The 18,989-nt window shown below is 54.6% G+C and carries 20 protein-coding genes; 10 read left to right on the top strand and 10 right to left on the bottom strand.

Going from position 1 to position 18,989, the window contains the following annotated elements; genetic code table 11:
• The first annotated feature begins 472 nt into the window (after nt 1-472).
• Entirely contained in the window at nt 473-1,723 is a 1,251-nt protein-coding gene (locus KGB18_RS23650) for a ribonucleotide-diphosphate reductase subunit beta (RefSeq protein ID WP_007905373.1), read from the top strand.
• A 166-nt stretch (nt 1,724-1,889) separates the two neighbouring features.
• On the opposite strand, the gene KGB18_RS23645 is transcribed toward KGB18_RS23650, so the two are convergent.
• Genes KGB18_RS23645 through KGB18_RS23635 form a run of 3 tightly spaced genes read right to left on the bottom strand, consistent with a single transcriptional unit; the run spans nt 1,890 to nt 4,691 of the window.
• On the bottom strand, nt 1,890-2,927 hold the full coding sequence (locus KGB18_RS23645; protein WP_223570554.1) for an RES family NAD+ phosphorylase: 1,038 nt from the start codon (nt 2,925-2,927) through the stop codon (nt 1,890-1,892).
• A 1-nt stretch (nt 2,928) separates the two neighbouring features.
• Nucleotides 2,929-3,843, bottom strand: a complete 915-nt coding sequence (locus tag KGB18_RS23640) for a sce7725 family protein (RefSeq protein ID WP_223570553.1) — start codon at nt 3,841-3,843, stop codon at nt 2,929-2,931.
• Nucleotides 3,844-3,854: 11 nt separating this feature from the next.
• Nucleotides 3,855-4,691, bottom strand: coding sequence for a sce7726 family protein (locus KGB18_RS23635; protein WP_223570552.1), 837 nt, complete (start codon nt 4,689-4,691; stop codon nt 3,855-3,857).
• Nucleotides 4,692-5,144: 453 nt separating this feature from the next.
• Between KGB18_RS23635 and KGB18_RS23630 the strand changes: the two genes are divergently transcribed.
• Nucleotides 5,145-5,678, top strand: a complete 534-nt coding sequence (locus tag KGB18_RS23630) for a Bro-N domain-containing protein (RefSeq protein WP_223570551.1) — start codon at nt 5,145-5,147, stop codon at nt 5,676-5,678.
• A 176-nt stretch (nt 5,679-5,854) separates the two neighbouring features.
• On the opposite strand, the gene KGB18_RS23625 is transcribed toward KGB18_RS23630, so the two are convergent.
• Nucleotides 5,855-6,949 carry an HNH endonuclease signature motif containing protein gene (locus KGB18_RS23625; protein WP_223570550.1) on the bottom strand — a complete coding sequence of 365 codons (1,095 nt, stop codon included), beginning with the start codon at nt 6,947-6,949 and terminating at the stop codon, nt 5,855-5,857.
• A 184-nt stretch (nt 6,950-7,133) separates the two neighbouring features.
• Here KGB18_RS23625 and KGB18_RS23620 point away from each other — a divergent pair, with 184 nt between their 5' ends.
• Nucleotides 7,134-8,123 carry a hypothetical protein gene (locus KGB18_RS23620; protein ID WP_223570549.1) on the top strand — a complete coding sequence of 330 codons (990 nt, stop codon included), beginning with the start codon at nt 7,134-7,136 and terminating at the stop codon, nt 8,121-8,123.
• Here the strand turns inward: KGB18_RS23620 and KGB18_RS23615 are convergent, their stop codons facing one another.
• Nucleotides 8,124-8,492: a hypothetical protein gene (locus tag KGB18_RS23615; RefSeq protein WP_223570548.1), complete on the bottom strand. Its 369-nt coding sequence runs from the start codon at nt 8,490-8,492 to the stop codon at nt 8,124-8,126.
• A 71-nt stretch (nt 8,493-8,563) separates the two neighbouring features.
• The gene (locus KGB18_RS23610) at nt 8,564-9,382 is read right to left on the bottom strand and encodes a sulfite exporter TauE/SafE family protein (RefSeq protein ID WP_223570547.1); all 819 of its coding nucleotides are present in this window, start codon (nt 9,380-9,382) and stop codon (nt 8,564-8,566) included.
• 112 nt (nt 9,383-9,494) lie between these two features.
• Here KGB18_RS23610 and KGB18_RS23605 point away from each other — a divergent pair, with 112 nt between their 5' ends.
• Entirely contained in the window at nt 9,495-10,262 is a 768-nt protein-coding gene (locus KGB18_RS23605; protein ID WP_223570546.1) for an AraC family transcriptional regulator, read from the top strand.
• 153 nt (nt 10,263-10,415) lie between these two features.
• Here KGB18_RS23605 and bglX read toward each other — a convergent pair whose 3' ends face one another.
• A complete protein-coding gene (gene bglX / locus KGB18_RS23600; protein ID WP_223570545.1) occupies nt 10,416-12,707 on the bottom strand; it encodes a beta-glucosidase BglX in 2,292 nt (763 codons plus the stop codon).
• A 275-nt stretch (nt 12,708-12,982) separates the two neighbouring features.
• Between bglX and KGB18_RS23595 the strand changes: the two genes are divergently transcribed.
• Together KGB18_RS23595 and KGB18_RS23590 are read left to right on the top strand one after the other, a co-directional pair.
• The gene (locus tag KGB18_RS23595) at nt 12,983-13,300 is read left to right on the top strand and encodes a helix-turn-helix domain-containing protein (protein ID WP_038979406.1); all 318 of its coding nucleotides are present in this window, start codon (nt 12,983-12,985) and stop codon (nt 13,298-13,300) included.
• 11 nt (nt 13,301-13,311) lie between these two features.
• On the top strand, nt 13,312-13,572 hold the full coding sequence (locus tag KGB18_RS23590; RefSeq protein ID WP_123721885.1) for an XRE family transcriptional regulator: 261 nt from the start codon (nt 13,312-13,314) through the stop codon (nt 13,570-13,572).
• Nucleotides 13,573-13,824: 252 nt separating this feature from the next.
• On the opposite strand, the gene KGB18_RS23585 is transcribed toward KGB18_RS23590, so the two are convergent.
• Nucleotides 13,825-14,883: an MBL fold metallo-hydrolase gene (locus KGB18_RS23585; protein ID WP_223570544.1), complete on the bottom strand. Its 1,059-nt coding sequence runs from the start codon at nt 14,881-14,883 to the stop codon at nt 13,825-13,827.
• Between the two features lie 214 nt (nt 14,884-15,097).
• Between KGB18_RS23585 and KGB18_RS23580 the strand changes: the two genes are divergently transcribed.
• Nucleotides 15,098-15,706: a TetR/AcrR family transcriptional regulator gene (locus KGB18_RS23580; RefSeq protein ID WP_123721887.1), complete on the top strand. Its 609-nt coding sequence runs from the start codon at nt 15,098-15,100 to the stop codon at nt 15,704-15,706.
• Nucleotides 15,707-15,847: 141 nt separating this feature from the next.
• Nucleotides 15,848-16,393, top strand: coding sequence for a DUF1003 domain-containing protein (locus KGB18_RS23575; RefSeq protein WP_123721888.1), 546 nt, complete (start codon nt 15,848-15,850; stop codon nt 16,391-16,393).
• Between the two features lie 6 nt (nt 16,394-16,399).
• Here the strand turns inward: KGB18_RS23575 and KGB18_RS23570 are convergent, their stop codons facing one another.
• Nucleotides 16,400-17,341 (bottom strand): LysR family transcriptional regulator, encoded by a 942-nt coding sequence (locus KGB18_RS23570; protein WP_223570543.1) that lies wholly within the window; start codon nt 17,339-17,341, stop codon nt 16,400-16,402.
• 15 nt (nt 17,342-17,356) lie between these two features.
• Here KGB18_RS23570 and KGB18_RS23565 point away from each other — a divergent pair, with 15 nt between their 5' ends.
• Both KGB18_RS23565 and KGB18_RS23560 read left to right on the top strand, forming a co-directional pair.
• Nucleotides 17,357-18,064, top strand: a complete 708-nt coding sequence (locus KGB18_RS23565) for a CTP synthase (protein WP_223570542.1) — start codon at nt 17,357-17,359, stop codon at nt 18,062-18,064.
• Nucleotides 18,061-18,384 (top strand): antibiotic biosynthesis monooxygenase family protein, encoded by a 324-nt coding sequence (locus KGB18_RS23560; protein WP_123721891.1) that lies wholly within the window; start codon nt 18,061-18,063, stop codon nt 18,382-18,384. Before KGB18_RS23565 ends, KGB18_RS23560 begins: the two co-directional genes overlap by 4 nt.
• A 143-nt stretch (nt 18,385-18,527) precedes the next feature.
• On the opposite strand, the gene KGB18_RS23555 is transcribed toward KGB18_RS23560, so the two are convergent.
• On the bottom strand, nt 18,528-18,854 hold the full coding sequence (locus tag KGB18_RS23555) for a DUF2025 family protein (protein ID WP_123721892.1): 327 nt from the start codon (nt 18,852-18,854) through the stop codon (nt 18,528-18,530).
• Between the last annotated feature and the right edge of the window lie 135 nt (nt 18,855-18,989).

Raw genomic sequence — 18,989 nt, 5'->3', positions numbered from 1 at the left:
CCCCTGAAAGCCCCGCCCCACCTGGCTTGCAACACAACACCAGACCATAGCCACGCGAACACCTTGCTCTCACCGTCAAAAACCAGCCAAAACAGACGAAAAAAAAACTTCCTGCGCCAAAGCCCTGTAAACCCTCGCTCCAACCTGAAAACGTCCCTCGCCGACCACGCCGGGTGCCATTTCGCCGCACCACGGGGCCGAAAATTTCCTTATAATGCGGACTTAAACGGGCCTGCAATATTCCCTTACAGGGGTGAAAAGCCAGTCTGAAGCCCACGCAGAAGCGACTCACGTTTTCTGCGCCCATCAGCGGCTTCGGAACACCCGTACAAAATTCTGTTTGTTGCCTGCGTTGTACCGCTGCAACAAACGATTTCCTTTAGATCCAACGCGGCCAGAAACGGCTGTGTGAAAAACCAACCTATCAGTTTTCACACGGGCAATCTGGCCCTCACGCAGGAGACGACACGTCATGCTGAGCTGGGACGAATTCGACAAAGAAGACAGCGGCGAGACCGTGGTAAAAGGCGCCAACGCCGGCCACGCAACTGAAGCCAACATGGACCGCCTCGACACCGCTGGTGGTGTCGCCGCTCAAGAAGCTCGCGCTGTTACCGCGACCGACTCTGCCGCAATCGCCCGTGCCAAAGCTGCCCTGGACACCCTCGACGTCGCCGAAGGCCTCGCCGAACTCGAAGGCGCCTCCGCCCGCGTTGCTGTCGACGAAAAGCGCATGATCAACTGCCGCGCCGACCTCAACCAACTCGTACCGTTCAAGTACGACTGGGCCTGGCAGAAGTATCTGGACGGTTGCGCAAACCACTGGATGCCGCAAGAAGTCAACATGACCGCCGACATCGCCCTCTGGAAAGACCCGGAAGGCCTGACCGACGACGAGCGCCGCATCGTGATGCGCAACCTCGGCTTCTTCTCCACCGCCGACTCCCTGGTTGCCAACAACCTGGTCCTGGCCGTGTACCGCCTGATCACCAACCCGGAATGCCGCCAGTACATCCTGCGCCAGGCCTTCGAAGAGGCGATCCACACCCACGCCTACCAGTACTGCATCGAATCGTTGGCCATGGATGAAGGCGAGATCTTCAACATGTACCACGAGATCCCATCGGTCGCGAAAAAAGCCACCTGGGGCCTGAAATACACCCGTTCGATCTCCGATCCGAAGTTCGAAACCGGCACCGTCGAAACCGACAAAGAATTGCTGCGCAACCTGATCGCCTACTACTGCGTTCTGGAAGGCATCTTCTTCTACTGCGGCTTCACCCAAATCCTCTCCATGGGCCGCCGCAACAAAATGACCGGCGTCGCCGAGCAGTTCCAGTACATCCTGCGCGACGAATCCATGCACCTGAACTTCGGCATCGACGTGATCAACCAGATCAAAATCGAAAACCCGCACTTGTGGGATGCTGAAATGAAGGAAGAAGCTTCGCAGATGATTCTGCAGGGCACTCAGCTGGAGATCGAATACGCTCGTGACACCATGCCTCGTGGGGTGTTGGGCATGAATGCGGCGATGATGGAGGATTACCTGAAGTTCATCGCTAACCGTCGTTTGAGCCAGATTGGTTTGAAGGAAGAGTATCCAGGGACGACTAACCCGTTCCCTTGGATGAGCGAGATTATGGACTTGAAGAAAGAGAAGAATTTCTTTGAGACGAGAGTTATTGAGTATCAGACTGGTGGGGCTTTGAGCTGGGATTGATTTAATCGTTGACTACAACTTCCCATACGGAAAAGCCCCGAACTTGTTCGGGGCTTTTTATTCCCATTAAATGGGATAGGAAATAGCTTATATGCGGGACCATAAAACAACAAAAAAACGCATTTATCGCTAAGCAAAAAAATCATCACAACTCAAAATTTAGCTATCAAACCGGATCAACCAAAAACTCATGTCGAGTCCTCACTACTTGACCACGATATGGCTCTCTAGCCAGAAACACCTCACTATTAAATATAACGTAATTCCGACCTTGCCCAAAAGAGCTATTAAAAACAATCCCATCATAATTAGCTACCGACTTGACAAACTCACACATATACTGCGTAGGTATATATTCAATATGAGATTTGTCAGGTAAAACTGGCTTAGACAGCTCAAGTGAAAAGCGCTCTAGCAGATCTAGAAAGCAAAGAACATCTTGCATTTGCTGCTCTTCGAACTTCAGCACTGAAGAGTCACACCTAGGATCAGTCAAACTTAGCAAATTCAAATCGCTAATCGCCACAAATTCCGACACATAAATTGCACTTGCATTATTCGGTCTAACCTCAGCAACGCAAGTCTCTACATTCTCCGCAAGATATAAGTACGGTATTCCTATCGGGTTAGCACGTCCTCCAGAAGCTATCATCGGAGGTGGTGTCCCCATCTGCGCAGCGGTTAAAGGACTTTCAGATATTCGAGCCCTGAACAACACTCCGCCACCATCAAAAGGTGCCTTCAGCTGTTCCAAAAGCGCCAAAAAAACTTCAAAACTTGAGTTACTTGCAGAAGGACTCAGAACTTGAGAAATCAATGCGCTACGCGGAAAAAATCTATTCTTATGCTTTAACTCTTCCTTGAAACTCAACCACTGGCTAGAATATAAGGACACATCAAACTTAAAGGCATACTTTAAACCTGCAATATCATCACCAAATATCTCACGCGCCAACCTTCCAGCATCCCTTACTACCGCAGGACTAAGCAAACCAAACTGCTTATGCAGCAGCGTAACTAAATCCTCACCTACAGCCGACACCTCTAGACTGTACAATATTAGCTCAACCGTAGAAAACAATGTATCAGAGCTAATTGTAGGGACCCTAGTCGCACCACAGTATGAACAGTTTCCAACAACCCCTTTTGATGCCGCCTCAATCAAAACCGAATCAGTAAAGCAATGAATACAGCACTTAGCCATTTCAATGCTCCTGAATGTAGTGACACGTTGTTTCAATATGATGTTTTATCGAGATTTTTTTCACATGCCCAAGGCCAGGATAGTGCCTTGAAGCATGAAGAGCAAAAAACTCACCCAGACCGGTTGTCCGAGTAAACTTATTAGGATTGACAGTAACATATTGAACAAGCTTATTCAGAGCATCCATAAACTTGCCGCCTGGGTTTGTAGGGGTACGGTCATCATAAGAAGAAAAATGCCGAACATGCATAGCGTCGTATTCTTCTCGATTTATGTATGACAGATGCACAGCCACTACATATGCAGGCCCGCCTGACTCAGAGTAGTCCTCACTTAAGATAGTGAAATCACCAAACCCGACAACATTATCAAACTCTCGGTACTCGGTGTGCAGCCCTGAAAACAAAGAGTCTTCAGCATAATCAGAGTTCTTAACTTCCTTTTTAAAGAAATCTCCATACACAACTTTATTTCTGAGCTGTGCAAACGCCGCCGAACTGACTCTAACTGGATTTACCAGCGTGTACACCGACTCATTGATTACATCTACCATTGCTCTATCGACGCTACTTTCAATATAGGCTGCCGCCCGACCACGAAAGGATTGAAAAAGCCCTATCGCGGCAGAATCCTGAGGACTCTTGATCTTGACACAAGGTAAATAAGCCCCTTCCTCCTCCTGTAAAAATTGACTTATTAAGTCCTCGCCACCGGCATAATCACCTAGAGACGGATTTATTACCACAAGTGGTATTATCCCATTATCCGCCAGCTGCCTTATAGTTCTTTTTAAGGGAGATATATTTTCCCTTACAGGCTCAACGACTGGCTTTATATATTGAGCATCGATGATCTCTGACAGCTCACGCAACGCTATCAATTCATTTTGCTTACCCTTTAGTATAGGAAAATACATCAAACATCCCTTTAAAGTGGAGAGTTAAGCACCCTCATTAGATTATTTTTCTTAACGTTTGAAAGTTTTACGCTAAGGCTGGCCATTAGCAACGTTCGTGGTAACGCAAGCGAAAACTCCCGACTTGATCGTCGTGTATCCTTTAGAGTTTTACAAAAAATTGATCGCAACAAATCCGCATCGGCTTTCAAAAAAACCGACTCACACCAACTGAAAACTTCAGTATTTGAAAGCCCTCGCGGTGCCTCTTCAATCTGACAAGCCATTGAAAAATATTCAGGTTGGCGTAAGGAGCGAATTAAAACTTTTGGGTCTATCTTACTCCTAACAATCCTCGCACTCCGGACCTCTGACAAAGTGTCTCTGCCAGTAAGAACAATCAATCCAACGCTATCATTGATATTTTTTAGTGCATACTCTCTATGAGTTTCTGCCACTACCACAAACGTCTTATCAAATATCTTCTCATATGCATTCAATTGATCATTCAATCTTGAAAAATTATCAAGATCGGTTTTTATCTCATAACAGGTGCTATTACCATTCAAAACCACACAATCAGCTTTATTATTCCCCACTCTAAACTCAGATATTAGAGTGGCGGTTGAAAGCTTATGCCGCCCAAGAACAATTTTATTCGCAACGACATTCTTAAAAAAATACTCAAATCTATAGTTCCTGCTGAGATCTTTGTAACAGACCTCATAAACATCGGCAGGAGTAAAAATCCGAGGCAAGGAATCCATATAAGAACGCGAAACATCAAGAACATGCTCAACGTTTCCGCCCGCAAGACCTTCCACACAATTAGTGGAAAAAATCCTACTCAATTCCCGGTAATTTCTCATTGCTATATCTACTACCTACTTTTCTACTGCTAACGCTAGCATTCAGAAGTCATGCTAGCAGAGAGCCTCGCACCAAGCTCGATTTAGAAACACAATAATCAAAGAAGTCTGCCTTGACCATCTCCCGTTCAAACCATACCCTCTCAAGCCGGTGCCTAAGAAACACCTCACACAGCGGACTGACCGCACCCGACAGAAGCGGCTTTTTTGTGCCTACGGTTTCCCCGTGGGCATCAAAAAAACTCTGTTATGCCGGGAGTGGACGAATACAAGACCCGAAAGGGGAATATGTCCGGCCCTCTGTGTGGGGTTTCTTAACTCCCGGCACCCAGCCCTAAGAAAGCTGACATCACACAGAGGTAAAGGATATGCCTAAAAATCTCTCCTTCTCTCCGAAGGAAATCCGCGTTAGCTGCTTCATTTTCTATGCGCTTCCATCCCTGGAGGCTTGCCATGTCTGATCCATACACCCCCACCATCTTCACTCGCCAAAACCTCGACCTTCACGCCCTCCTCCTAGAAAACCAGCCATGGTTCTGCGCCCGAGATCTGGGGCGTTTGATGGGTTTCCATCTGAGCGATCGCGTAGTCAGCAAACTGGATGAAGATCAGCGGCACACGTTGCTGATCGACTACCACGGACAACCGGAAAAGCGGCTGATGCTCAGCGAGTCAGGCGTGTATGCGTTGCTGGTCTATCACTACGCGCCGGGGAATCGGTTATTGCGCGAGTGGCTGACTCATCAAGTGGTGCCAGCCTTACGCGATGCGGGGCCGTCAAAGAATGCGGATCGGCCGATGTTGAGTTTGTTGGATTGGCCGGAGATGTCGTTGAGTCTGTTGCATTGGCAGGATGAAGGTTGGATAAGGCTGCGGGACATGCCTTATCTATTGCTGAATAGAACGCGAAGGCGCGTTCCAGCAGTTAAGCCTTTGTGGCGTAAGGTCTTGGAGGCGTTTCACTCTTCGAAGCATTCGGTCGGTTAGACCTTGTAGGATCGACAGAAAGAAGCATCGCAGTTCGCCGTAGGAATTTTCGCAGACAGTCCGCTCAGTATCCTCCGAGGGTTTTCAACCCTCGGAGTTGTTATGAGCGTAAAGAAGAAAGAAAGCGACTGGAGCGCTCTTCAGATTAGGGTCAATTGCCTTGGCGCATCGCTCAATCAGCGTTCAATGACTTCCAACCGCTTCTTCAGCCTTTCATTCACCAACGACCCGTGCACTCCAGAATGAATTTCCCGATGGCAACTTGGGCATACAGCCCCCACATAGCGTGGATGATCTAACCCACCATCTGAGAGCCGGTTTACATGATGGGGCTCTAGGTAGGGCGTGCCATCCTTTTTCATAAAAGGAGCCGGCATCTCACAGCTCTCGCATTCCCCCTGAGCGCGCATCAGTACATAGTACGCAACCTTTCGGCTGCGCTGATAGAGCTTACGTGGAGCGGATTGCCCTAACTCATCACTGCCTGGCTTACATGCAGCCAGCGCAGCCAACCGTGCAGCAGCCAGAGAGTCGGGAAGGTCAGCCTTATCCTCATCTTCTTCAGTCTCAATCATTCCACTAGGAATACCCACAGGTACTAACCGAAAAACAATCGCCGTCCGCGCCTGGCCAGTCACATCCGGCTGGGTCCGGTTAAACATGTCGGCGCACGAAAACTCGCCCTCGTAAGCGTAGCCATTACCTTTGCCAAGGGACTTAAACAAGTGCAACGCTCGGCCATCCTCGGCATGCTCAGCAATGGCTCGGTTGCCTCTGATCAAAGTCATCGGCCCGCGTTGTCCTTCACCGGTATAAAAGTAGGCGCCGTCTTCCCAATGGTCGGCATACCCGTATTGCTCACCGCTATCGCCCGTAAACAAAAAAATTACAGGGTAGGTAGCGGACGCTGCAATGCCGCTTTGCAGGCTTCCACCGAACGGTCCATTGATCTCAGTTTTTCGGTCGTAAACAGCCCCCGGCGTGAACTGCAACACCGGCTCGCCGTCCCCACGCGGTAACTCCACAATAGTGAAGCCTCGCTTCTCTAGGTAACTGTTGGTCGGGTGCCCACCGGAGAATTCGCCTACGGCAATGCCGGTAGCCAGAGAGACGATTTTCTTCGCGGGATACAGCTCACCGCCCGCGTGAACGGCGTAACGGTGAGCTAAGTTATTTTCCCAGCCCTGCCACTCGCGCTTACTCCGAAATTTACGATCAAACTCCAGCATTGCTTTGTCTATTCGTTCCTTCGAAACCGATTTGATCGCCACAAGTGCTGCCCTTTATCGACAATTGCTGTAGGAAAATTCCTACCACCGCCAAAGTACCAAAGGGTTTCAATACGTAACAGGGCGAAGAGCCATTATTTCTAAGCGCTAATGCTCAATAGGGCGTGCGCCATAACTCACTACCCGCTATTAATACGTTCCCACCTCTCACGGACCCTAGCCCACCATGAAATTCGACCTCGCCTACTGCCTCAGCCTCGACGACAAGCTGTCGATCTATGACGTGCGCGATTTGAATTTCGACGAGACGATGGAGTTCGATTCCGCCAAGGAGCATTTCCAGTGCCCCAACGATGCGTGCCGTTCGGCGTTTGATGCGGCCAACGTGTTGGGGACGTTCAACGCCAAGAATGTGAATTACGTGCGCACGCCGCACTTCAAGAACATACCCAGCACGCGGCATGTCGAGGGTTGTCCTTATGTCAGTCTGAAGACGCCGGCGTCGGGTCTGGACGCGGACGGTGCGGAATCGGATGACAGTCGGGAGGAGCATTTTCCGTCGGAGTTGTTGCTGACTCGGCGTGAGTATGTGCGTAAGCCGTCCAGCACGGCGGTGGCGGCGGATGTTATGCGCGATGAGCCGCGAGAGCCTTCAGCGGCCAGTAACGTCGAGCATCCGAGCCGGGAGTCGGCGCCGGACAAGACCAGTGTCTTCGCCCACCCGGTGGAGTGTTTTGTGTCGAACTTCGAGGACAAGGAGCTGCTCAAGCGCATGCCGCTGAAGATTGGCGAGCACACCGCGCCTTATGGGTCGTTCTTCAAGAAGATCGAATATCTGCAGGACAACAAGGGGCTGATTTACTGGGGCAAGATCAAGGAGATCAAGGATTACACGCAGAGCTTTCGCATCGATTTCGAACAGAAAGTCTGGTTCAAGCAACCGGACGAGGCGAAGAAGAAGCCTTACTCGGTGAATGTTTATCTGAGCAAGAAGCTGATCGACAACTACCGCAAGCGCAAAGCGTTTCTGGAAGAGATCAAGCATGCCGTCGACAGTGACGCGCAGTTGTATTGTTTCTTTTATGGGGTGACGCCGGAGTTGAAGCAGGTGCCGAGCAAGAAAAACCCCGAACAAACGTTCGGGGTGTTCAGTGCCAATATTGAGAACCTGGATCACTTCATTATTCGTGAAGCGCCGGGGTTGGCTGATAAGTGATCAATCCTGCCTCACAATCTCGTCAACCCATTCAAGCTCATAGGGTTGGCGAACAACCTCCGAGATGTAGTCCAGCGCATCTTCGCTGAGAACTGATAACTCTGCTTCGGTCAGCAAGTCATGCATGACCATCAACCACAAGCCTCTGAGCGCACTGGAACGGGATTGACTGTTATGGTCAAAGGCCTGGGCCATGTCCTTGTTCCGATCCTGGATCAATCCATAGAGCATTCCGTATCGAGCGTGAGCTGACAGCGCCCCGTGTTGGGCAATCGTTTTGGCATCGGCAAGAACACCTTGGCAAAATCGATCGAGCGCGATCTTGCGCAGTTCCTTGAATTTCTTCCAGTCGCTTTCGAGGATCGGCATGACATTCTCCTGCGTGAAATCTTGAACAGTGCTAAGTCCTATTCTTGCGAATAAGCCGACTGATTCCAAGCTCACTTGGCGCACATACTCAGCATCACCAAAACCAGCAAACCAATATAAACCCGCGCATGCACCCGATCCGGTATCCGCCCGATCCACGGCGTGGCCAGCCGAATCCCCACCAGCGACCCAAGCGTCAGCACCGCAAACGCCAGCACATCCACATAACCGACAAACCACGGCCCCAGATCAAACTCGGCAAACCCCGCCATCGCCATGTAAGTCAGCGTCCCGGCCACCGCAACCGGCAGACTCAACGGATTGGCCATCGACGTCGCCTGAGACATGCTCAGCCCACAACGCCGCAGCAACGGCACGGTCATGACGCTGCCGCCCACGCCGAGAAACGTGGCGATGGTGCCGATGCCTACACCGCCACCAGACACTTCTGCCCTGCCCAATCGCCGTGGGATTACGGCGTCAGGCTGTGTGAGAAAACCGCGTCGGAACAGGCAGTCCAGAATCGTCACGCCGAGGTAGGCGATGAAGGCAAAACGGATCAGCTCGCCACTCGCCCACGTCGCAGCAACGGCTCCGACGATCGCGCCCAGGCCGATGAACCCGCCCAACGGCCACACGTAACGGCGAATGAGATTACCGGCGCGGTGATGTTTTGCGGTGGCGATCAGGGCGTTGACGATCATCACGCAGGTCGAGGTGGCCACGGCGATGTGCATCGCCGATTGGCTGACGGGATCGTCGGCGCCGTGGCTGGCCGTGAGCATGCGGTACAGCAGGGGCACGACGACGAATCCGCCGCCGAAGCCGAACAGCACGGCGGTGACGCCGGTCATGCAGCCGAAGAGTGCAAGCAAGAGGTAGAAGAACATCGCGCATCGTCCGTTGGTTGAGAGTGGCCGACGATAGAGCGATGGGGCTTGGCCTGCTTCAGCAAGTCAGCCAATAATGTTTGCGTTTACGCCAACCGCTGGATGCTGCTCGATGCGCAATGTTTCGATTGATCTGCTGGACGCTACGCCACGGCCAGTGGTGGCCATCGGCACGGATTACCCCGACGGGCGTCTGTTGCCGCGCCATACCCACCGGCGGGCGCAGTTGTTGTACGGTGCCACCGGGGTGATGCAGGTGAGTACGCACGACGGCAATTGGGTGGTGCCGCCGCAGCGGGCGGTGTGGATTCCGCCGGGGGTGGCGCATGAAGTGTTGATGCTGGGGGTGAGCACGCGCAGTTTGTACATCGAACCGGGGGCGGTTGATTTGGGCAACCGCTGCCAGGTGATCAGTGTTTCGCCGTTGATGCGGCATTTGCTGATGGAGGCGGTGGAGGTTGCGCAGGAGTACGACGAGGCCGGGCGCGATGGTGCGCTGATCGACTTGCTGCTGCATGAACTGGCCCGTAGCGCTCACTTGCCATTACACATTCCGTTGCCTATGGATTCGCGGCTGCTTGGGTTGTGTCAGATGTTTCTCCAGAATCCGAACGCTCATCAATCGCCGCAGCAATGGGCCGATCAGTTGCATATCAGCCTGCGTACTTTCAATCGCCTGTTCCGCCAGCAGACCGGGCTGAGTTTCAGCCAATGGCGGCAGCGGGCCTGTGTGGTGCTGGCCTTGGCGCGGCTGGCGGTGGGCACGCCGGTGACGCGGATTGCGCTGGATTTTGGTTATGACAGCCCGGCGGCGTTTTCGACGATGTTTCGTCGTGTGCTGGGGCAAGCCCCGTCCGTTTGGTTGGAGGGTGCGAAATAGAGAGCTCGCGGCAAGCGCAGCACCTGTGGGAGCGTGGCTTGCCCGCGAAGAATGCACCGCGGTTTTTCAGGTATTACGCGTCATCGTTCTTCGCGGGCAAGCCACGCTCCCACAGGCTCTGCGCTAGGCACTTCATTTCTTTACTGATCGGTCTTAACCACTGCCTTGTTCTGACAGCAACTCAAAACTCTGCTCCTTCACATCCTGGGAATCCAGACCGATTTGCACCCGGAATTCGCCTGGTTCGGCGGCGTATTCCAACTGGCTGTTGAAGAACTTCAAGTCGTTCTCATTGATGCTGAAATGGACCGCTTTCTCCTCTCCGGCCTTGAGCATGATTTTTTGAAAGTTCTTCAGTTCTTTGACCGGACGGCTGACGGAGCCAACGACATCGCGGATATACAGCTGAACCACCGTTTCGCCGTCGCGCTGGCCGATGTTCTTCACCATGATGCTGGCGACGAGATTGTCGGTCTTGCTCAGCGTGGTCGAAGACAGGGCCATGTCGGTCAGGCTGAAATCGGTATAACTCAGCCCATAGCCGAAGGGATAAAGCGGACCGTGGGATTGATCGAAATATTGAGACGTGTAGTTGCGAAGCGCACCCGCTATGTAGGGGCGACCGGTGTTCAAGTGACTGTAGTAATTCGGGATCTGCCCCACGGAGCGCGGAAAGGTGATGGGTAATTTGCCAGACGGGTTGTAGTCCCCGAACAACACATCGGCAACGGCGTTGCCTCCCTCGGAGCCGCTGTACCAGGTTTCCAGAATCGCATCGGCCTGTTTCTGCTCCTTGCCGATGGACAGTGGTCGGCCATTCATCAATACCAGTACCAGCGGCTTGCCGGTGGCTTTAAGCGCGGTGATCAATTCACTCTGGCGCCCAGGCAGATCAAGGCTGGTTCGACTGGCCGCTTCATGAGACATACTGCGGGGCTCGCCCACCACCGCAATCACAACATCGGCTTGCTGTGCAGCCTTCACCGCTTCGTCAATCATTTCAGCTGCCGGACGAGGGTCGTTCGCGATTTCGGACACTCCCTGGTACTCCAGGTATTTAACGACCTCCTGATCCTCCTCGAGATTGGCGCCTCGGGCATAGATCAGCGAGCCCTGGTTCATCGCGTTTTTCAGCCCGTCGTAGATCGTCACCGATTGCGCGGGCACGCCGCTTGCGGACCAACTGCCCATGATGTCGACGGTACTTTTTGCCAATGGGCCTATGAGCGCGATCACGCCCTCTTTTTTTAACGGCAAGAGCGAATTTTCATTCTTCAGCAGCACCAACGTCTTGCGCGCGACCTCACGGGCCTGCGTTCTGTGCAGACGGTATTCGGCGTTGTTATCAGCGGGGTCTTCACTGGCAATGCCGATGCGCCGGTAAGGGTCTTCGAACAGCCCCATGTCGTACTTGGCCCCCAGCACTTCCCGCACCGCGTTATCAATATTGCTCTGGGAAATAGCGCCTGACTCAAGCAGCCCCGATAGCTCCGGCCCATAGGAGAAATCGTTCATGCTCATATCAACGCCAGCCCTGATCGCGAGCCTGGCCGCTTCGCGGTGATTCTTCGCCACACCATGCTGAACCAGATCGTTTATCCCGTTATGGTCGCTGATGACCAGTCCCTTGAAGCCCCATGCTTTGCGCAACAGGTCTTGCATCAACCAGGCATTGGAAGCGGCTGGCACGCCATTTATCGAGTTAAGCGCCACCATCATCGCCCCCGCGCCACCCTCAATTGCCGAACGATAAGGTGGCAGGTAATCCTGGTGCATTCTGGCCAGGCCCATGTCGACGCTGTTGTAGTCGCGCCCACCCTCTACAGCCCCATACAACGCAAAGTGTTTGGCGCTGGCCATGATGCTGTCGGGTGCATTCGGGCTTGTGCCCTGGTAGGCCTGAACCATCGCTTTGGCAATGCGCGAAACCAGGTAGGTGTCTTCGCCAAAGCCTTCGGAGGTGCGTCCCCAACGAGGATCCCTGGCGATATCTATCATCGGGGCGAAGGTCATATCGATACCGTCCGCACTGGCTTCTTTTGCCGCTATGCGACCGCTTAACTCGATAGCGCCAATATCCCAGCTGGAGGCCAATGCCAGGCCAATGGGGAAAATGGTTCGATGGCCGTGTATCACGTCCCAGCCAAAAAACATCGGTATTTTCAGGCGACTTTGTTGAGCCGCGTCCTGCATGGGTCGGTTTACGTAGCGGCTTACAGAGCCGTAGGTAGCACCGATTCGCCCGGCGGCGATCTCTTCGCGTATTTTTTCGGGCGTCATCTTTTCATCAATAGCGATCAGCCGCAGTTGGCCGATTTTTTCCTCCAGGGTCATCTGATTTATCAGGTTGGTGACGAAGGCATCTTTGCTCAACAATGCCATATCAGCCGCGACGGGCAGACTTGTAAAACCGATCAGGGCACATAGCAGACGTAGTCTTTTCATGATTCCCTTCCCTGCATAACGCTGTGACGCACTGCGTCATAAACGCCACCTTTCCCTGTATTGAAAATCAGAAAGCTGACGTTCAATCATTGCTGCTACGGGAGCTGAAAGCCCTGAGCTATCGGGATCCCGCATAGAAACAGCGTAGTCGCTCCCAAGCTCCTGCCTGACTGAAAAGTGTAATCAATCAAAAAAATGAGTTTGATCCGGGATCAAAACAACTGTACAAAAACACAGTACATTTTGAGTCAGCACTCTCGAGCCCGGAGAACACCATGGCCACTCTTGCGATGAAAATCACCCTGGAACGTATCGCCCTTTTCCAGTTCACCCCTGCCCACTGTGCCCAGGCCCGAGCGATGCTGGGCTGGAGTGTTGAAGAGTTATCCGAGGAGTCCGGGGTTTCCGTTGACGCCATTCAGCGTTTCGAGGCGGAACGCGATGTGCTGGATGTCACCCGGCTGGCGTTGGCGTATCGGTTTGAGTCGCAAGGTCTGGTGTTCTTCCCGGGGTTTGCACCGGGCAGAGGGATGAACGTGAGAGGGTCGACACCGGATCCGGTGGGGCGGGCGGATTATGCGATGGTTGAGTGAGGTGTCAGCAGATGAATGAAATCGATGGAAGCAACAGCTGCGTTTATGAGGCGCTGGGCTATCCCGAGGCGAGTGAGATGCGGGCCAAAGCCGAACACGTCATGAAGATCGGCATGCTCCTCGAAACCGGTCGGCTGAGTCAGACCGAGGCTGCGCAAAGGCTCGGACTGTCTCAGGAAGAACTGGACGAAATACTGAGTGGAAAATTTCGCGATTTGACCGTGGCAAAGATCTCGGAATATCCAAACCTGCTGCTGGATGAACGCAGATAGATGGGTCAAAAACCCGGGCCGCACCTAATACCACCGACATCCTCTTTGTAGCAGCTGGCGAAGCCTGCGTTCGGCTGCGCAGCAGTCGTGAATCCGGCTGACGCGGTCTGTCTGACGTACCGCAATCTCTGATTTTACGACTGCTGCGCAGCCGAACGCAGGCTTCGCCAGCTGCTACAGATCGCATTACGGCATAACTGAGCCGCATAGGGCCGCTCCTATAGCGAGCAGCCCGGCCGCACAACATCAAGATCAAGCGTTCTGAGGCGCCATCGGATCGCTTACACCTTCCAGATCCAGCCACCAGGTATGACCACGCTGCGGATACATCACATTGAACGCCTCGCCCATCTGCGGTGTGGTAATCGACACGCTCCGCTCCCAGGCCAACGCCAAAATACGGTCGAAAGGTTCGTACCAGGCGTGCATCGACAGGTCGAAGGTGCCGTTGTGGATTGGCAGCAACCAGCGCCCTTTAAGGTCTATGTGCGCTTGCAGGGTTTGCTCGGGCTGCATGTGAACGTGCGGCCACTCGACGTTGTAAGCGCCGGTTTCCATGAGCGTGAGGTCGAATGGGCCGTACTGTTCGCCGATGCGTTTGAAGCCGTCGAAGTAGCCGCTGTCGCCACTGAAGAAGATCCGCGTGTCGCCGTCGATCATCACCCACGATGCCCAAAGGGTGCTGTTGGCGTCGAACAGGCCACGACCGGAAAAGTGCTGCGAAGGTGTGGCGACGAATTGAAAGCCATCGACCTCGGTGCTCTGCCACCAATCCAGTTGGCGTACTTTGCTGGCATCGATTCCCCATTTGATCAGGGTGTCGCCCACACCCATCGGTGTGAGGAAGTATCGGGTTTTGTCCGCCAGTTTGAGGACGGCCTGATAATCGAGGTGGTCGTAGTGATCGTGGGAGAGGATCACCGCTTCAATCGGCGGCAGGTCTTCGAGACTGATCGGTGGCTGGTGGAAACGCTTGGGGCCGGCCCACTGCACCGGTGAGGCGCGTTCGGCGAAAACCGGGTCGGTGATCCAGAATTTGTCCCGAAGCTTCAGCAATACGGTGGAATGACCAAGGCGATAGACGCTGTGGTTGGGCGCAGCGATCAACGCAGCCTGGGTCAGGGTTTGCACCGGGACGGAGGCGGACGGCCGGGTGTCGCGTGGTTTGTGGAAAATGAAGTTCCACAGAATGCGCAAGGTTTTGCGAACGCCTTGGCGCTGCACCGGCATATGGTTTCGGTACTGCCCTTGAGCCTGTCGTGAAGCTTCAGGCGTTGAGGCGTTATCCGCTGGAGAAGTTGAAGTGGCCATGACTGAATGACTCCAGAAAAACCGCACAATTGACGATCTTCCGTTTGGGACGATAAATGGCCAACGCATGCACGCTCAGCCGGAGATTCTATTTTTTACTGGGCAGGATTAACAAAACATTACACTGCACAGTGTAGTTCCAAGGTTGCATCAAAGCTGATCACAAGTAAACTACCAAGTGTAGTTCCCCACTTCTTCCTGCCTAAGCGTATTTATGACAGCTCCACAGCGCCTCACTGACCGTAAACGCGAAGCCATCATCCAGGCGGCGATTGCCGAATTCCGTGCCAACGGTTTCGACATCACCAGCATGGACAAGATCGCCGCCACCGCTGGCGTGTCGAAGCGCACCGTGTACAACCACTTCCCGAGCAAAGAAGAGTTGTTCGCCGAAATCCTCAATCAATTGTGGGCGCGGGTAACGGCTGAACAGGAAGCGGCCTATCGCCCTGACTTGCCCCTGCGCGATCAGTTGCGCCTGATGCTGCAGGCGAAACTGCAGATGCTGTCCGATGACAATTTTCTCGACCTGGCGCGAGTGGCAATCGCCGCCACCATCCATTCTCCTGAGCGCGCGCAAAACATGGTCACCCGGATGGGCGAGCGCGAAGAAAGCCTGACCGTGTGGATTCGCGCTGCCCAGGCTGATGGCCTGTTGAAACCGGTCGCACCCGAGTTCGCCGCGCAACAGGTCCAGGGATTGCTCAAGTCCTTTGCGTTCTGGCCGCAGATCTCCATGGGCCAGCCAGGCTTGTCACCCGAGATGCAGCACACCGTTGTCGAGTCGGCGCTAGACATGTTCCTGGCCTGTTATGAGCTCTGAATCGAGCTGCAAAAAATGACAATGTCCGCGGCTTTATCGCTGACCGATCGCTCTGAGTAGAAACACCGAAATGTGTTTCAGAATGAAACTGGCGCCGGGGTTATAGTGAGCCTGAGTCCCAGCGGCCATGCAGAGAGCACTATGAGCACCCCGACCCGCGAAACCGAAACCGAACTCACCGGCCCCGTCGATCACCTGCGCTTCCATCGCCCTCACGCTCACCTGGCACCCACTTTCGGTACCGACCGTTTTGCCCTGCGCGCCGAGGCCTTTGCGCGGTTCTTCGGCACGCCGACTTTTCTCGGCGCCCAGACCTTGATTGTGGTGGTCTGGATATGCCTGAACCTGTCCGGCGTGACTGATTTCGATGTGTACCCGTTCATCCTGCTCAACCTGGCGTTCAGCTTGCAAGCGGCCTATGCCGCACCGCTGATTCTGCTGGCCCAGACGCGTCAGGCGGCGCGGGACAAGGCCCAGTCGGACGCCGATGCGCGACATCGTGAAGCCTTGGCCGTGGCCAACAGCGATCGTCAGGCCCAGGCCGCACGACACACCGCGCAACTGTTGGAGCTGCTGGAGCAAAACACACGGCTCACCGAAATCACCAAGACCCTGACCGAGCGTATCGAAAACCTGACGTCGGAAATGCATCAACACTTCGTAGGCAAAGAGCCGCCGAAGGCGTGATCCGACTCAAGGCAACTTCAGCGCCAGCCCCAACTCATCGAACAACGTCACCACCGAGCGCAATGCGCGGCAGTCTGGGCGAGTGAGCAACCACAGTGCGGTGTCGTAACCGTGCAAGGGCTCGGACAACGGTTGCAGTCCATCACCGATGAGGAAGTCCGGCAATGCCGCGACACCCAGCCCGGCCCGTACCAACTCGGTCACCGACAACATGCTGTTGCAGCGATAGCTCGGTGTCACGCCAGGCAATTGTTGACGTCGCCAGGCGACGGTGGGGTGATCGGGCAGGAAGTCGTCCGGAGCTATCCAGGTCAATGCAGCCAGGTCGTGGGAATCAACCGATTGCAGATAGGCCGCACTGGCACAGACCCGGTAGGAAATATCCGCCAGCCGCCGTCCAACCAAATGCTCGGGTGGCGTGCGGGTCAGCCGCAAGGCGATATCGGCGTCGCGACGGCTGAGGTTGGCGAAGTCGTTGGAGGTACAGAGTTCAATGGTCAGCGCCGGGTAAGACGGCATGAACCGCGCCAGTGCCGGCAACAATAAACTTTGCAGGACTGAATCGGTGCAGGTCAGGCGCACGGTGCCGCTGATGACTTCACCGCCCTGCTCCACGCCAATGCGCGCCGCCTCCAGCGCTTGCTCGGCGCGTTCAGCCTGCTCGGCCAGGGTCTGCGCCAGCGTGGTCGGCAGGTAACCGGAGCGACTTTTTTCGAACAGTTGCTGACCCAACGCGGCCTCCAGTCGGCGGACGGCGCGAAACACCGTCGAGACATCGACTTTCAACAACGCCGAGGCTCGGGCCAGAGAGCCACCGCGCACCAGGGCGAGGATCAGGGACAGGTCCGGGTAGTCCAGTCGATAGTGCGTCGGTGCATTGATCACTTGGGATAACGCCAATATTGATTGCATGAACGCCAATCTATAGTGGGTGCCAGGAATCAACAAGCGTCGAGATCACTCATGGAAACCAACGCCATCCGCATCGCCCTGATCGGCGATCACGACCCTCAGGTCACCGCCCACCAAGCCATTCCCATCGCCCTCGGCATGGCCGCCGAACACTCAGGCACGGACATACAGTTTCAATGGTTGGCCACCGATACCATCAACGCCGATACGCCACTGAATGACTTCGATGGTTTCTGGTGCGTGCCCGCCAGCCCTTATCGCGACATGGACGGCGCGTTACGGGCGATCCGTTTTGCCCGCGAGCAGCAGCGACCTTTCCTCGGCACTTGCGGCGGTTTTCAGCACGCGGTACTCGAATTCGCCCGTAACATTCTGGGCTGGGAGGATGCCGAACATGGCGAGACCTCGCCCGATGCGACGCGAGCATTACTCACGCCGCTGACCTGTTCGCTGGTGGAGGCCGTCGACAGCATTCATTTGGTTGAAGGCTCGTTGATTGCCGAGGCGTACGAAATCGCTGAAATTCGCGAGGGATATCACTGCCGTTATGGCGTGAATCCTGAGTTTGAACGGGAGCTACTGAAACAGCAGTTGCACGCGGTTGGCCACGACTCTGCGGGGGATCTGCGGGCGGTGGAGCTAAAAGATCATCCGTTCTTCGTCGCCACGCTGTTCCAACCGGAACGCGCCGCGCTCAAGGGTATTCTGCCGCCATTGGTCCGCGCGTTGATCGAGGCTTGTGCGAGGCAAAAATCATGATCGCCCAGACATCGGCAACGCCTTACTACGCCGTGATTTTCACCTCGCTGCGCACCGACGGCGATCACGGTTACGAGCAGGCCGCCGAACGCATGGTGGAACTGGCCCGGGAGCAACCCGGCTTCCTTGGCGTGGAATCGGCCCGGGGTGCGGATGGGCTCGGGATAACGGTGTCCTACTGGGATAGCGAAGCGGCGATCCTGGCCTGGAAACACCATCCCGAGCACAGCGCGATTCGTGAGCGCGGGCGGTCGACCTGGTATTCGGCGTGTCATACGCGGGTGTGCAGGGTTGAGCGGGCGTATGCGTTCAAACAGTAAATGATGCGGTGTTCTGGAGGCCGTCTTCGCGGGCAAGCCCGCTCCCACAGGGATCTCCTGCGCACACAAGATTTGTGCCCAACAGGGATCAAATGTGGGAGCGGGCTTGCCCGCGAAGAGGCCAGAACAAACACCACAAAACCTCAACCCCGCACCAAACTCCTCACCGCCGTAATCTGCGGCACTTCCCGCCGATTCATGTACACCCGCAACGGTTCGGTGATGTTGATCCGGTCGTCGATGTTCTGGTCCAGCAGCAGCTGGATCAGCTCGCGCTTGAGCGTCATGGTCTGCTCGGGGCCGGGTGCCCAGACGAATTCACTGGTGGGGATGATGCCGTCATCAGCCACGTCCATGCCGAACGCGTCTTCGCTGAAACGAACGATGTATTGGCCGGTCTTGCGATTGAGGCCGACGAAGCCTTTGAGTTGGTCGGCGGCCTGGCAAATGAGCTGGGAAGTGATGCGCATGATAAACCTCACAAAAGGTCGAAGGACCGGTGATCGATGGTTTACACGCAGGGCAAGCAAACGGATTTCCCTCTGCCGGGGAAATTGCCGGGGCCAAGAGTACTGCAAAGAACCGCACAAAAGCGCTGAAAAAAA

The sequence above is a fragment of the Pseudomonas sp. BF-R-26 genome, from assembly GCF_019947395.1.
Lineage (GTDB): Bacteria > Pseudomonadota > Gammaproteobacteria > Pseudomonadales > Pseudomonadaceae > Aquipseudomonas > Aquipseudomonas farris.
Note: the sequence above shows the minus strand (reverse complement) of the source record. Positions and strands in the feature narration are given on the sequence as shown.

Excerpts from the sequence above, each read along its gene's own strand:
- KGB18_RS23650 (WP_007905373.1), top strand. The coding sequence starts at position 473 with ATGCTGAGCTGGGACGAATTCGACAAAGAAGACAGCGGCGAGACCGTG.
- KGB18_RS23645 (WP_223570554.1), bottom strand. The coding sequence starts at position 2,927 with ATGGCTAAGTGCTGTATTCATTGCTTTACTGATTCGGTTTTGATTGAG.
- KGB18_RS23640 (WP_223570553.1), bottom strand. The coding sequence starts at position 3,843 with ATGTATTTTCCTATACTAAAGGGTAAGCAAAATGAATTGATAGCGTTG.
- KGB18_RS23635 (WP_223570552.1), bottom strand. The coding sequence starts at position 4,691 with ATGAGAAATTACCGGGAATTGAGTAGGATTTTTTCCACTAATTGTGTG.
- KGB18_RS23630 (WP_223570551.1), top strand. The coding sequence starts at position 5,145 with ATGTCTGATCCATACACCCCCACCATCTTCACTCGCCAAAACCTCGAC.
- KGB18_RS23620 (WP_223570549.1), top strand. The coding sequence starts at position 7,134 with ATGAAATTCGACCTCGCCTACTGCCTCAGCCTCGACGACAAGCTGTCG.
- KGB18_RS23615 (WP_223570548.1), bottom strand. The coding sequence starts at position 8,492 with ATGCCGATCCTCGAAAGCGACTGGAAGAAATTCAAGGAACTGCGCAAG.
- KGB18_RS23610 (WP_223570547.1), bottom strand. The coding sequence starts at position 9,382 with ATGTTCTTCTACCTCTTGCTTGCACTCTTCGGCTGCATGACCGGCGTC.
- KGB18_RS23605 (WP_223570546.1), top strand. The coding sequence starts at position 9,495 with ATGCGCAATGTTTCGATTGATCTGCTGGACGCTACGCCACGGCCAGTG.
- bglX (WP_223570545.1), bottom strand. The coding sequence starts at position 12,707 with ATGAAAAGACTACGTCTGCTATGTGCCCTGATCGGTTTTACAAGTCTG.
- KGB18_RS23595 (WP_038979406.1), top strand. The coding sequence starts at position 12,983 with ATGGCCACTCTTGCGATGAAAATCACCCTGGAACGTATCGCCCTTTTC.
- KGB18_RS23590 (WP_123721885.1), top strand. The coding sequence starts at position 13,312 with ATGAATGAAATCGATGGAAGCAACAGCTGCGTTTATGAGGCGCTGGGC.
- KGB18_RS23585 (WP_223570544.1), bottom strand. The coding sequence starts at position 14,883 with ATGGCCACTTCAACTTCTCCAGCGGATAACGCCTCAACGCCTGAAGCT.
- KGB18_RS23580 (WP_123721887.1), top strand. The coding sequence starts at position 15,098 with ATGACAGCTCCACAGCGCCTCACTGACCGTAAACGCGAAGCCATCATC.
- KGB18_RS23575 (WP_123721888.1), top strand. The coding sequence starts at position 15,848 with ATGAGCACCCCGACCCGCGAAACCGAAACCGAACTCACCGGCCCCGTC.
- KGB18_RS23565 (WP_223570542.1), top strand. The coding sequence starts at position 17,357 with ATGGAAACCAACGCCATCCGCATCGCCCTGATCGGCGATCACGACCCT.
- KGB18_RS23560 (WP_123721891.1), top strand. The coding sequence starts at position 18,061 with ATGATCGCCCAGACATCGGCAACGCCTTACTACGCCGTGATTTTCACC.
- KGB18_RS23555 (WP_123721892.1), bottom strand. The coding sequence starts at position 18,854 with ATGCGCATCACTTCCCAGCTCATTTGCCAGGCCGCCGACCAACTCAAA.